We start from the raw sequence: 12,622 nt of genomic DNA on the forward strand, positions 1-12,622 counted from the left end.
CTCATCCAAGCTTGGGAAATGGATCGCGTCCGAGTGCGCTGCTCGCGGCGGTGGCCAGCACACCGCCGGAGACAAGCGCTGCGGCCTTCGCGAGATCGTCGGCCATGTAGCGGTCGTTCTCCAGCGCCGGCACGTGGACGCGCAGCGCACCGATCACGGCCGACAGCGCAGCACTGGTGCCGTGCGGCACGCGCAGCTCGATGCCTTGGGCGGCGACCAGGAGCTCGATGCCGATGATGTGGGCGAGATTGTCGGCCATGTCGTGCAACCGCCGCGCCGCATGTGCGGCCATCGAGACATGATCTTCCTGGTTGGCGCTGGTCGGGGTCGAATCGATCGAGCACGGCAGCGCGCGCTGCTTGTTCTCGGCGAACAGCGCCGCCGCGGTCACCTCGGCGATCATGAAGCCGGAGTTCAGGCCGGGCTCCGGCGTGAGGAACGGCGGCAGGCCGAAGTTCAGCGCGGGATCGACCAGCGTGGCGATGCGCCGCTCGCTGATCGCGCCGAGCTCGGACAGCGCCAGCGCGATCTGATCGGCGGCAAAGGCGACGGGCTCGGCGTGGAAATTGCCGCCGGAGATGATCTCGCCGGTCTCGACCAGCACTAGCGGATTGTCCGTGACCGCATTTGCTTCGGTGACCAGCGTGCGCGCGGCCTGCGTCAGCAGATCGAGCACAGCGCCCGCGACCTGCGGCTGGCAGCGCAGGCAATACGGATCCTGCACGCGCTCGTCGCCTTCGAGATGCGACAGGCGGATCGCGCTGCCGTCGAGCAGCTCAGTGAGGACGCGCCCGGCGGCGATCTGGCCGGGATGGCCGCGCAGCGCCTGGATCTCCGGGCGGAACGGCGCGGTCGAGGCCATCGCCGCGTCGACCGACAGCGCGCCCGTCACCAGCGCAGCGTTGAGCAGATCATGCGCACGGAGCAGGCCGGCGAGCGCGTAGGCCGTCGAGAACTGCGTGCCGTTGATCAGCGCGAGCCCCTCCTTCGGCCCGAGCGTGACCGGCGCGAGCCCCGCATGCGCGAGCGCCTCACAGCCCGACACGAACCGGCCGTCGACGAACGCTTGCCCCTCGCCGATCATCACCGCCGTCATGTGTGCGAGCGGCGCAAGATCACCGGACGCGCCGACCGAGCCCTGCTGCGGCACGAACGGCAGCACGTCACGCGCCAGCATCGCCTGCAGCTGTTCGATGATCTCGCGGCGCACGCCGGAGGCGCCGCGGCCGAGCGAGATGATCTTGAGCGCCATCATCAGCCGCACCACCGGCTCGGGAGTCGCTGGACCGACGCCGCAGCAATGAGAGAGGATCAAATTGCGCTGGAGCTGCGCGGTCTGGTCGGGCGGAATGCGCTTCGAGGCCAGCTTGCCGAAGCCGGTATTGATGCCATAGACCGGCTCGCCACCTTGGGCCGCCTTGGCCACGATCGCCGCAGCAGCATCGACACGGCGCCAATACGAAGGATCGAGCGTGAGCGCGACTCCTGCATAGACCCTGGTGAGGTCATCGAGGCTGACGCGGCCTGGCGTTGCAACGATCGTGCTCATCGGCCTCTCCAGACTCGCCGATGCAGAGGATTGAAGCCCATGCGATAGACCAGCTCGGCCGGTCGTCCGATGTCCCAGATCGCGAGATCGCACCATTTGCCGGCTTCGAGCGTGCCGGTGTCGGCCAGCAAGCCCAATGCACGCGCGCCTTCGCGCGTCACGCCGGCGAGACATTCGTCGACGGTGAGACGAAACAGCGTTGCCGCCATGTTCATCGTGAGCAGCAAGGATGTCAGCGGCGACGAGCCCGGATTGCAGTCGGTCGCGAGCGCGAGCTTCATGCCATGCTTGCGGAACAGCTCCACCGGCGGCTTCTGCGTCTCGCGAATGAAGTAGTATGCGCCGGGCAGCAGCACCGCGACCGTCCCGCTCCGCGCCATCGCCACGGCGCCCGCCTCGTCGGTGTGCTCGAGGTGATCGGCCGACAGCGCGCCGAACTCCGCCGCAAGCGCGGCGCCGCCGAGATTGGAAAGCTGGTCGGCATGCAGCTTGACCGGCAGGCCGAGCGCCTTTGCCGCGGCGAAGACGCGCGACGTTTGCGCTGCGGAGAAGGCGATGTTTTCCATGAAGGCATCGACGGCGTCGGCCAAGCCGGACTGCGCGACCGCCGGCAGCATCTCGTTGCAGACGAGATCGATGTAGCGGTCCTTGTCGCCACCGGCTTCGACGGGCACCGCATGCGCGCCGAGAAAGCTGGTGCGCACGCTGACGGGACGCTGGCTGCCGAGCGCACGGGCTGCGGACAATTGTCGCAGTTCGGTGACCGTCTCCAGTCCGTAGCCGGACTTGATCTCGATGGTGGTGCCGCCTTCGGCAATCAATGCATCGAGCCGCGGCAGCGAGCTCGCGATCAGCGCCTCCTCGCTGGCCGCACGCGTTGCGGCGACAGTCGAGACGATGCCGCCGCCCGCGCCGGCGATCTCCTCATAGCTGGCGCCGGTGAGGCGCAACTCGAACTCGTGGGCGCGATCACCGCCGTAAACGAGATGGGTGTGGCAATCGACCAGGCCCGGCGTGATCCAGCGGCCGTCGCAGTCAATGCTTTCAGGCGCATCGGCGTCAGCAGGAAAATCCGACCCTGGGCCGGCAAAGGCGATGCGGCCGTTGCGTGCGGCGACCACGCCCTGCTCGATCACGCCGAGACCGGGCTCGCCCTCGCGCAGGGTCGCGAGCCGCGCATTGCGCCAGACCCGGTCGAAACGCTCGGCCATGCAGCCCTCCATCATCACGGACGCTTGACGGTCAATATGTCTATACATAAACTCGCTTCCATCGTCCTGTCCAGCGGGCCTTTCGATCATGGCGTCCCTGCATTTTGCATCCGCGCTTCTGCCTTCGGGATGGGCCGAGGACGTGCAGGTCGTCATCAGCGACGGTGCGATCGCGCAGGTCTCCGCGGGCGTGCCGCCGACCTCCGCCGACGAGCAGCATGAGGTCGCAATCCCCGGCATCGCCAGCCTACATAGCCATGCGTTCCAGCGCGGCATGGCGGGGCTTGCCGAGATCAGCGGCCACGCCACCGATACGTTCTGGACGTGGCGCGAGACGATGTACCGTTTCGCCTTGTCGATGCGGCCCGAGGACGTCGAGGCGGTCGCGACCTTGCTCTATGTCGAGATGCTCGAGCGCGGCTTCACGCGGGTCGGCGAATTCCACTATCTGCACCACGATCGCGACGGAACGCCTTACGCTGATCTCGGCGAGATGGCGGTGCGCATCGCCGCGGCGGCTCGGACATCCGGCATCGGCCTGACCCTGTTGCCGAGCTTCTACGCGCATGGCGGCTTCGGCGCTGCGGCGCCTCATGAGGGACAGCGGCGCTTCATCTGCGGGGTCGATCAGTTTGCCAAGCTGCTGACGGCCGCCCGCAAGGCCATCAGCTCGCTTCCCGGCTCCAATCTCGGCATCGCGCCGCACAGCCTGCGCGCCGTCGCGCCGGATGAGCTGACCGCACTGCTACCGTTTGCGGACGGTGGCCCGATCCACATTCACGCCGCCGAGCAAGTGAAAGAAGTCGAGGACTGCCTCGCCTGGTCGAGCCGGCGTCCCGTGCAATGGCTGCTCGATCATCACGCCGTCGATGCGCGCTGGTGCCTGATCCATGCCACCCACATGACGGCGGACGAAACGGCGGCGCTCGCGAGGAGCGGCGCGACGGCCGGCCTTTGCCCGGTCACCGAAGCCAGCCTCGGCGACGGCATCTTCCCGGCGCGGGACTATCTGCGCGCGCGCGGGCGCATTGGCGTGGGCACCGACTCGAACGTGCTGGTCGGTGTGAGCGACGAGCTGCGCCAGCTCGAATACGGTCAGCGCCTCACGCATCGCGAACGCAACGTGCTGACATCAGGTCCGGATGCGTCGACCGGCCGGACGCTGTTCGATGCCGCTCTCGCCGGCGGCGCGCAGGCGCTGGCACAATCGGCGGCCGGGCTGCAGGTGGGCGGCCGTGCCGATATCGTCACGCTCGACCTGTCGCATCCTTCGCTCGCGGGGCGGACGCAAGATGCGCTGCTCGACGGCTGGATCTTCGCGACGGCATACGACGCCATCGACTGTGTCTGGGCCGGCGGTGCCAAGGTCGTCCAGGGCGGCCATCATCGTTCGCGCGAGGCAGCCCGGCGCGGCTTCAACACGGCTGTGCGGAGGCTGCTCGCATGAGCCTCGCCGAGACCAGCGCGAAGCCGGGAGCCGGCACGCTCTACAGGACCATCCGGCAGGACATCGAGCGCCGCATCCTCACCGGCGAATGGCCACCCGGCCATCGCATCCCGTTCGAGCACGAGATCATGGCGCGCTATGGCTGCTCGCGCATGACGGTGAACAAGGCGCTGTCGGAGCTTGCCCAGGCCGACCTGATCGAGCGTCGCCGCCGCGCCGGCAGCTTCGTGCGGCGCCCACAATTTCTGTCGGCCGTGCTGAAGATCCCCGACATCCGCGCCGAGATCAGTGCGCTCGGCCGTGCCTATGGCTACGAGCTGATCAATTCAGCCCGCCGCACCGCCAATGCTGGGGACCGCGCGCGGCTCGGCGTGAAGAAGCCCTGCAAGGTGATCGCGATCCGTTGCCGCCACAGCGCCGACGATGTCCCGTTCGCGATCGAGGACCGCCTGATCGATCTCGACGCCGTGCCAGACGCGGCCAAGGCCGACTTCAAGGTCGATCCGCCCGGCTCCTGGCTGTTGCATCATGTGCCCTGGAACGAGGCCGAGCACGCGATCAGTGCCATCGTCGCCGATGAGGTCATCGCCGACGGGCTCGACATCGCAGTCGGCGCGCCCTGCCTCGTGATCGAGCGCCACACCTGGCGCAAGGGACGGCCGCTCACGGCTGTCAGGCTGGTCTATCCCGGCGAGCAGCATCGGCTGGTGGCACGATTCAGGGGCAGCGAATGAGACGCCGCTGTGCGCCGGTCCTGAGCACGAGATTTGCAAGCAAGCCAACAAAGACGCTTGCAGAGACATGCGGTGACCGCGGGCGATCGCGGCCCGCTCCGACACCTTCTTTCAACAGCAAAGGATGATGACGATGCGCAGATTTGGACTCCTTGCCGCGACGGCCGCGCTGCTGGCCTCCACCACCGCTTACGCCGACGACGTCAAGGTCGGCATCGGCATTTCCGGCTGGACCGGCTTCGCACCGCTGACGCTCGCCAAGGAAGCCGGCATCTTCAAGAAGAACGGCCTCGACGTCACCATCAAGAAGATCCCGCAGAAGGACCGTCACCTCGCGATCGCGGCCGGCGACGTGCAGTGCGCCGCGACCACGGTGGAGACCTGGATCTCCTGGAATGCGAACGGCGTCGCCACCAAGCAGATCTTCCAGCTCGACAAGAGCTACGGCGCGGACGGCATGGCCGTGCGCAACGACATCGCCGCCATCAAGGACCTGAAGGGCAAGACGGTGGCGGCCTCTGCGCCCGGTACCTCGCCCTATTTCGGGCTGGCCTGGATGCTGAAGAAGAATGGCCTCACGGTAAAGGACGTCACCATCGTGAACCTGGAGCCAGCCGCCGCCGCGCAGGCCTTCGTCGCCGGCCAGAACGATGCGGCCATGACCTACGAGCCGTATCTGTCGACGGTGCGCGCTGCCCCCGACAAGGGCAAGATCATCGCCACCACGCTCGACTATCCGATGGTGATGGACACGTTCGGCTGCACGCCGAAATTCCTCACCGAGAACCCGAAGGCCGCCAAGGCGCTTGCCGACAGCTACTACGAGGCGCTCGACATGATCGCCAAGGACCAGGCCAAGGCCTATGAGATCATGGGCGCCGACGTCAAGCAGAGCGGCGAGCAGTTCGGCAACTCCGCGAAATATCTGCGTTGGCAGGACAAGGCCGCCAGCCAGAAGTTCTTCGAGACCGAGTTCAAGACCTTCAACAAAGAGGCCGCCGAGCTGCTGCTCGAAGTCGGCATCATCAAGCAGATCCCGAACGTCGAGGATCTCTACGATGCGAGCTTCATCAAGTAGCTCGACGCTCCGCTCTCAGTGATCCGTCATTGCGCGCGAAGCGACGCGTCCGCCGAAGCCTTCAGGCGTAGGCGGAAGCAATCCAGGGCTCAGGATGCGACTCTGGATTGCTTCGTCGCTTCGCTCCTCGCAATGACGGCGTTGAGGGATCCTGCCCGGCATCAAGCTGCAACGTCCGAAGCCGCTTCAATCGAACCACCACCAGCAGCCCGCGACCGCGCGGGCCGCCTGCACCACGAAAGCCTTCTCCGTGATCCGTCCCCTCGACCCCGTTAGCGCCAGATCGAGAACCGCGCTCGGCCTCGCCTTCTTCGTCCTGTTCGTCGCGGCGTGGTCGCTCGCGACGTTCGGCGGCTATGTGTCGAAGACGTTCCTGGCCGATCCCATGACCATGCTGCGCGAGGGCTGGGACCTGCTGACGAAGTTCGGCTTCCTCACCGACATCGGCATGACCGTCTGGCGCGTCGTCGGCGGCTTCGTGCTCGCGGCCGTGATCGCCGTTCCGCTCGGGCTCCTGATGGGCGCCTACAAGCCGGTCGAGGCGTTCCTCGAGCCGTTCGTCTCCTTCGCCCGCTATCTGCCCGCCTCGGCTTTCATTCCTCTGCTCATCCTGTGGGCCGGCATCGGCGAATTGCAGAAGCTGCTGATTATCTTCATCGGCTCGGTGTTCCAGATCATCCTGATGATCACGATCACGGTCGGCAACACCCGGCGCGATCTCGTCGAAGCCGCCTATACGCTCGGCGCCAGCGACCGTGGCATCATCGGCCGCGTGCTGCTGCCCTCGGCCGCGCCCGACATCGCCGAGATCCTGCGGCTGGTGCTCGGCTGGGCCTGGACCTATGTCATCGTCGCCGAGCTGATCGGCTCGTCCTCCGGCATCGGCCACATGATCACCGACAGCCAGGCGCTGCTCAACACCGGGCAGATCATCTTCGGCATCATCGTGATCGGGCTGATCGGCCTGATCTCGGATTTCCTGTTCAAGGCGTTCAACGCCTGGCTGTTCCCGTGGAAGCTCGCATGACCACGCTCGTCATCGACCAGGTTACGCGCACCTTCCCGGCCCGCCAGGGCCACGCGCCGACGCGCGCGCTGGAGCCGGTCGCGCTCACCATCGGCAACAATGACTTCGTCACCATCCTCGGGCCTTCCGGCTGCGGCAAGTCGACCCTGCTGCGCATCGTCGCCGGCCTCGATCATCCGACCAGCGGCAAGGTGCTCCTGGACGGACGCGATGTCACCGGCCCCGGCGCCGACCGCGGCATGGTGTTCCAGTCCTACACGCTGTTTCCCTGGCTCACCGTGCGCGAGAACATCGCCTTCGGCCTGCGCGAGCGTGGCGTGCCAGAGGCGGAGCGCAACGTGGTTGCCGATCGCTTCATCCAGCAGATCGGCCTGAAGGGGTTCGAGAACCACTGGCCCAAGCAGCTTTCGGGCGGCATGCAGCAGCGCTGCGCCATCGCGCGCGCGCTGGCCAATGATCCAAAGATCCTGCTGCTCGACGAGCCATTCGGCGCACTCGACAACCAGACCCGCGTGCTGATGCAGGAGATGCTGCTCGGCATCTGGGAGCGCGACCAGAAGACCGTGCTGTTCGTGACCCACGACATCGAGGAGGCGATCTTCCTCGGCAGCCGCGTGCTCGTCATGAGCGCGCGCCCCGGCCGCATCAAGGCCGACATCAAGATCGAGCTGCCGCACCCGCGCTCCTACAAGGTGAAGACCTCGCCGGAGTTCGTCGCACTGAAGGAGCGGATGGTGGAGGAGATTCGGGCAGAAGCGCTGAAGGTCGCGGCGGAGGCGTGAGGCGCGAGTTTCGAGAGGCTTTGCTCGGGCGAGGACTCTCTCGCAGTGAGACTCGCTGAGACATACCCCCCACCCAAGCGCGTTTGCCGCTCTGTCCTACATGCCCTCGCCCCCAAGCGAAGCGGAGCTTCGCAAGGTGGGAGAGGGCATCGCCGGCTCCTCCGCAGGCTCGCTTGGGTGAGGGGTCACTTTCTGCAAGCGAAACTCGTCGATGCATAGCCACTTACCAGGCTACAGCAACCACATCGTGACGCTATCTCCGGAAGCCCCCGATCCGTTTCAGCCACGGCACCAGATGGAATGCGCACATCAGCAGATACATCACCGTCATATCTCCGAGTGGCGCGCCTGGTGGCATGGCCGAGCAGATCGGGTCTGCCCGGCCGTCGCGTGCCATGGCATTCAGGACCGCCATCAGCGCGAAGGTCGGCGCCGCGGCGAAGCGGAGACCATTGGCGATGTCGGGCATCACGCGCTTTCCGGAAGCAAAGAACGCCATGGCTCAGCCTCTCAGCGCATGCCGTATTCGTCGTGACGCCGCCACCAGACGCCCTGCTCGTTGCGCCCCTTCGGTGCGCGATCGAGCCATTGATAGGCGCCCCAGAGGCCATCGAGACCGCGGGCATAGCTCGAATAGGTGTGATAAACGACGCCATCCTCGAGAATGAACGCGCTCATGCCCGGCCGGTCGCGCATGAAGGTTGCGCCATCGGTCCCGGCACCGGCCGCGATCTCCGCCACCATCGCCGGCACATCGCTGGCCCCGAGCGGAGGACTGGTGCGATAGTTGTATTCAGTGCCGCCCTGGCGCTGCTGCGCTTCGGTGATCGCAACCTCATAGTCGAAGTTGAAGTCGCTGCTCGCCGACGACGCCCAGGGAAACGTCCAGCCCATCCGCGCCTTGTACGCCTTGAGCTTGGCGAGCGGCGCCCGCGACACCGCCCACAGCATCACGTCGTGATTGGCGAGATGAACCTGGAAGCCGTTGAAGCCGTCGGCGATCATCGAGCAGGACGGGCAGCCGGCCTGGAAGTCGGGTCCGAACATGAAGTGATAGACGAGCAGTTGCGAGCGCCCCTTGAACAAATCGGGCAGCGTTGCCGGTCCGTCCTCCGTGTCGAAACGGTAGGCCTTGTCGACCCGCACCCATGGCAGGGCCTGGCGGCGTTGTGCCAGCTCATCGCCGCGGCGGGTGAATTCCTTTTCGGCCTCCAGCAGGTCGAGCCGTGCCTTCAGCCAGTCTTCGCGAGTTCCCGTAATATGCATGGTCATGTCTGTGATCCTTTGCGTGTTGACCGCGACCAAGACTAGGATCGACGCGGGAGGAACCGGGAGTGACAAGTGTGGCGGGATTTGCATGGACTCGCTGATCTCGGCAGCAGCGCAGGCGCTCGCCGCGGGTGACCCGCTCGGCGCGCTGAACCGCGTCGCCTTGCGCGACGATCCCCCGGCGCTGGCGCTGCGCGGCATCGCGATGGCGCGGCTCGGTGATGTCATCAGGGCGAAGGCGCTGCTGCGGCAGGCCGCGCGCGCCTTCGGCGCCAAGGCGACGCTGGCGCGCGCCCGCTGTACTGTCGCCGAGGCGGAGATCGCGCTCGCGGCAAGGGATCTCACCTGGCCGACGAAGCAGCTCGCGGCAGCGCGCGAGATCCTGGAGCAGCACGGCGACCGCACCAACGCCGCCTATGCGCGCAGCCTCGAGATCCGGCGGCTCGTGCTGATCGGACATCTCGATGAAGCGGAGCGCGGACTCGCCGACCTCGATCCCTCGCCGCTGCCGCCTGCGGCGCGCACGGTCTACGAGCTGATCGTCGCCGGCCTGGCCCTGCGTCGCCTCCAGACCAAGGCGGCGCACGCAGCGCTGGAGCGCGCCACCCGCACTGCCCGGCAGGTTCGCATCCCGGAGCTGCAGGCGGAGATCGAGCGGGCCACGGCAACGCTGTCGGCGCCGGCCGCACGCGTGATCCAAGGGAGCGAGGAACGCCTGTTGCAGCTCGACGACGTCGAGGCGCTGTTCCGATCGGACGTGCTGATCGTCGATGCCTGCCGGCTGGCGGTGCGCCTGGGAGGGCAACTCGTAGCGATGGCGCGACGGCCGGTATTGTTTGCAATCGTCCGGCAGTTGGCGGCGCGTGCTCCCGCCGATGTGCCGCGCGCGGAGCTCATCGCTCACGCCTTCCGCGGCAAGGAGGCCGACGAGTCGCACCGCGCGCGCCTGCGCGTCGAGATCGGCCGTCTGCGCCGGTTGCTCAAGGGCATGGCGGAGATCAATGCGACGCGCGACGGCTTTGCCTTGCTGCCATGCGAGGATCGCACCGTCGCCGTGCTCGCGCAACCGATCGAGGACGAGAACGCCGCCGTGCTCGCCTGCCTCGCCGACGGCGAGGCGTGGTCGAGCTCCGGTCTGGCGCTGGCGCTGGGCGCGAGCCAGCGCACGGTGCAACGCGCGCTCGATGCGTTGGCGCTGTCGGGCAAGGTGCAGTCGTTCGGACGTGGCCGCGCGCAACGCTGGACCTGCCCGGTTGTCCCGGAATTCGCGACCGCCTTGTTACTCCCGGCATGGTCGTCGCTGGACTAGCTTGGCTCGGTCAGAAGCAGAGGACGGCAGACATGGTACGAGCAGCAGCAGAGATCATCCGCGAATACGGCCCGTTCGAGGGCGAGCAAGTCGCCGGCGTCACCCACGACGGCCGGCAGGTGTGGATCGCGACCGGCAGCAGCATCAAGGCCTTCGATCCCGCCAATGGCGACGTCAAGCGCTCTCTCGATGTCCCTGCCCATGCCGGCACGGCGTTCGACGGCAAGCATCTTTATCAGATCGCGGAAGCCCGTATCCAGAAGGTCGATCCGGACAGCGGCGAGATCATTTCGACAATCCCGGCTCCGGCAGGCGGCGGCGATTCCGGGCTAGCCTGGGCCGAAGGGTCGCTCTGGGTCGGCGCCTATCGCGATCGCAAGATCCACCAGATCGATCCCGCGACGGGACAGATCCTGCGCAGCATTCCCTGCACGCGCTTTGTGACCGGCGTCACCTGGGTCGATGGCGAGCTCTGGCACGGCACCTGGGAGGACGATGTCAGCGACATCAGGCGCATCGATCCCGCGACCGGCGAGGTGCTCGATCAGCTCGACATGCCCCAGGGCACCGGCGTCTCCGGAATGGAGGCCAATGGCGACACGCTCTATTGCGGCGGCGGTCCCAGCGGCAAGGTGCGCGCGGTCAGGCGGCCGAAGCGGGCGCGGGGGTGAGCAGGCAGAGTAAGCGACTGCCGTCCGCTCGTCCCATCCGAACAGCGCGTCTGGCCCATCGAACGACGAGGCCCGTTACGCGGAGAGCGTGCGCCAATGAACTACTCGTCATGCCCGGGATGCCATGACGACGCGGAGAGAGCCGGAGACACATATGCAGGTCCCGCGTCCTCGACAGCCCGCCACTTGGGATGACATGCACCGACCGTGCCGGCCTATTTGCCGATCGACGTATAGGCCGCCTGGCGGAAGTTGGCGTTGGCCTCCTCGCGGGTCTGCAGCTGTTGGCCGCCGCCAGTCCCGACCGGTTTCGTCGACGTGATCACCGAGAACAGGACGAAGCCGCCGGCCTTGCGCGGGAAGATGAAGTACTCGGCGATATCGGATCGCTGGCTGTCCTCGCAGGACGACATGCCGCGGAATACGACCGCACTATCGACCAGCTCGCTGTTGCGCGCCGAGATGAACTTGCCCTTGCAGTCGCGCGCATCGTTGCCAATGATCGTAGCGGCGACTTCAAGGCCGTCGACATTCCGCTGTGACGGCACGATCCGAACGAATCCGGTTGCGTTGTCCGATTTCCAGGCCACGCCGCCCGATGTCAGCCACACCGGCCGCTCGCCGCCGCCCAGGATCGCGGGATGCGACAGCGCCGCCTTGAGAATGAAATTGGAGGCGATCTGCATTGCTTCCAGCTGCAGTTCGGGAGAATCCTCCGACGCCCGTGATGGCTGCGTGCTGGCGGTTGCGGCCGGCGCGGTGGCGGCAGGCGGAGCCGCCGGACGCTGCGCCGATTGGGCGCCGGGCTGCACCGTGAAATTCGTCGCCGCCGCCAGTCCGCCGGCATTGATCATGCGCACGCAATTCGCCAGCGACGGCAGCAACACGGACGTGCCGTTCAGGTCGAACTGGAACAGATTGCCCTGCGCGAAGGCCGACATCGTCCGTGCCGCCCTGAAGGATTTGATCAGGCTGGAGTCGTTCGGCATCGGCACGACGACCATGTTGGCCGACCACACCGAGCCCTCGACATTATAAGAGTTGCGCCCGTCGAAGCTGAGCACGATCGGGAACTTCTGTCCCTGCGAAAGCGACCAGCCGGGATGGATGAAGGCGAGAGCCCAGTTGTACGTCGGCAGCGCAAGAACACCGAAATTGATGCCGCTCTTGTAGCTCGCGGATGCAACGCAGCTCGAGAACTTCCCAGTATTGTCGTCGGTGTAGGCGCCGCCCGACCAGCCGGCCACGGAGACGGAGCCAAAAGGCCCCTTCGCATCCGCAGGCTCGCTCATCGCAGCTGTCGCAATCGCCAGAAGCGAAAGCATCGTTCCAAAAATCGCACGCCGTACCGTCATCCCAATTCCCCGTTTTCGCCGCATTGTTGCAATTCCCGCGGCTACGTCAAGTAGCAGCGAACGACGATCGGCTACTCCAGGGATACGAGGATTGGCGCTCATTGCCGCGGACAGGCCCAACATGTCGCGTCGGTCGTCCACAGCCCTTCATGGGAGCGTCATCGAACTCCGCTAGCGCTCACGAGGTCTC

At 66.5% G+C, this 12,622-nt stretch carries 12 protein-coding genes; 7 read left to right on the plus strand and 5 right to left on the minus strand.

Going from position 1 to position 12,622, the window contains the following annotated elements; genetic code table 11:
• Window position 1: 1 nt before the first annotated feature.
• On the minus strand, window positions 2–1,549 hold the full coding sequence (hutH, locus tag S58_RS29060) for a histidine ammonia-lyase (protein ID WP_015668994.1): 1,548 nt from the start codon (window positions 1,547–1,549) through the stop codon (window positions 2–4).
• Entirely contained in the window at window positions 1,546–2,760 is a 1,215-nt protein-coding gene (gene hutI / locus S58_RS29065) for an imidazolonepropionase (RefSeq protein ID WP_015668995.1), read from the minus strand. The genes hutH and hutI overlap by 4 nt, the downstream gene beginning before the upstream one ends.
• Window positions 2,761–2,848: 88 nt before the next feature.
• Between hutI and S58_RS29070 the strand changes: the two genes are divergently transcribed.
• The 5 genes from S58_RS29070 to S58_RS29090 all read left to right on the plus strand — a co-directional run bounded on the left by S58_RS29070 (window position 2,849) and on the right by S58_RS29090 (window position 7,828).
• Window positions 2,849–4,207, plus strand: coding sequence for a formimidoylglutamate deiminase (locus tag S58_RS29070; protein ID WP_015668996.1), 1,359 nt, complete (start codon window positions 2,849–2,851; stop codon window positions 4,205–4,207).
• The gene (gene hutC, locus S58_RS29075) at window positions 4,204–4,941 is read left to right on the plus strand and encodes a histidine utilization repressor (RefSeq protein WP_015668997.1); all 738 of its coding nucleotides are present in this window, start codon (window positions 4,204–4,206) and stop codon (window positions 4,939–4,941) included. Before S58_RS29070 ends, hutC begins: the two co-directional genes overlap by 4 nt.
• Before the next feature lie 133 nt (window positions 4,942–5,074).
• Window positions 5,075–6,019: an ABC transporter substrate-binding protein gene (locus tag S58_RS29080; RefSeq protein ID WP_015668998.1), complete on the plus strand. Its 945-nt coding sequence runs from the start codon at window positions 5,075–5,077 to the stop codon at window positions 6,017–6,019.
• 253 nt (window positions 6,020–6,272) lie between these two features.
• The gene (locus S58_RS29085; protein ID WP_144058563.1) at window positions 6,273–7,046 is read left to right on the plus strand and encodes an ABC transporter permease; all 774 of its coding nucleotides are present in this window, start codon (window positions 6,273–6,275) and stop codon (window positions 7,044–7,046) included.
• Window positions 7,043–7,828, plus strand: coding sequence for an ABC transporter ATP-binding protein (locus S58_RS29090; RefSeq protein ID WP_015669000.1), 786 nt, complete (start codon window positions 7,043–7,045; stop codon window positions 7,826–7,828). Before S58_RS29085 ends, S58_RS29090 begins: the two co-directional genes overlap by 4 nt.
• Before the next feature lie 253 nt (window positions 7,829–8,081).
• On the opposite strand, the gene S58_RS29095 is transcribed toward S58_RS29090, so the two are convergent.
• Together S58_RS29095 and S58_RS29100 are read right to left on the minus strand one after the other, a co-directional pair.
• Window positions 8,082–8,297 (minus strand): hypothetical protein, encoded by a 216-nt coding sequence (locus S58_RS29095; protein ID WP_244440653.1) that lies wholly within the window; start codon window positions 8,295–8,297, stop codon window positions 8,082–8,084.
• 41 nt (window positions 8,298–8,338) lie between these two features.
• Window positions 8,339–9,100: a DUF899 domain-containing protein gene (locus S58_RS29100; RefSeq protein ID WP_015669002.1), complete on the minus strand. Its 762-nt coding sequence runs from the start codon at window positions 9,098–9,100 to the stop codon at window positions 8,339–8,341.
• A gap of 85 nt (window positions 9,101–9,185) precedes the next feature.
• Between S58_RS29100 and S58_RS29105 the strand changes: the two genes are divergently transcribed.
• Both S58_RS29105 and S58_RS29110 read left to right on the plus strand, forming a co-directional pair.
• Window positions 9,186–10,406, plus strand: coding sequence for a hypothetical protein (locus S58_RS29105; RefSeq protein WP_015669003.1), 1,221 nt, complete (start codon window positions 9,186–9,188; stop codon window positions 10,404–10,406).
• A 32-nt stretch (window positions 10,407–10,438) separates the two neighbouring features.
• Window positions 10,439–11,077, plus strand: a complete 639-nt coding sequence (locus S58_RS29110; protein ID WP_015669004.1) for a Vgb family protein — start codon at window positions 10,439–10,441, stop codon at window positions 11,075–11,077.
• A 215-nt stretch (window positions 11,078–11,292) separates the two neighbouring features.
• On the opposite strand, the gene S58_RS29115 is transcribed toward S58_RS29110, so the two are convergent.
• A complete protein-coding gene (locus tag S58_RS29115; RefSeq protein WP_042340288.1) occupies window positions 11,293–12,432 on the minus strand; it encodes a hypothetical protein in 1,140 nt (379 codons plus the stop codon).
• Between the last annotated feature and the right edge of the window lie 190 nt (window positions 12,433–12,622).

Source organism: Bradyrhizobium oligotrophicum S58, from assembly GCF_000344805.1.
In the GTDB taxonomy this organism is placed as follows: domain Bacteria; phylum Pseudomonadota; class Alphaproteobacteria; order Rhizobiales; family Xanthobacteraceae; genus Bradyrhizobium; species Bradyrhizobium oligotrophicum.